Genomic DNA, 262 nt, shown 5'->3' with positions numbered 1-262 from the left:
AGGTAAAAATTGAAGTGCTTTCGATTAATATTGAAGGCGATGCGCAGAACGACCCACCTTTTCAGTCCGCCCTAGATAACTTTCCATTGCGGGAGGGTGATGCTTTACAACATGCGCCATGGGATAGGCTGCGTAACCAGTTTTCGGGCCTTGCTATTGAGCGAGGCTACTTCGATTGGGCGTTTGCAGACCGCAGAATGGAAGTCAGACCTTACCTTGAAAGTGCTCGCCTCTATATGGATTTTAATAGCGGCCCGCGCTA

The 262-nt window shown here is 49.2% G+C and carries 1 protein-coding gene; it reads left to right on the top strand.

The window, feature by feature from the left end; all coding sequences use genetic code 11:
• A partial coding sequence (locus tag ACS2QP_RS27985) for a hypothetical protein (RefSeq protein WP_438883101.1) occupies window positions 1-262 on the top strand: 262 nt, incomplete at both ends.

It is taken from the genome of Bacillus cereus group sp. Bce019 (assembly GCF_051781745.1).
Lineage (GTDB): Bacteria > Bacillota > Bacilli > Bacillales > Bacillaceae_G > Bacillus_A > Bacillus_A cereus.
This window is presented reverse-complemented; position numbering and strand designations above follow the sequence as displayed.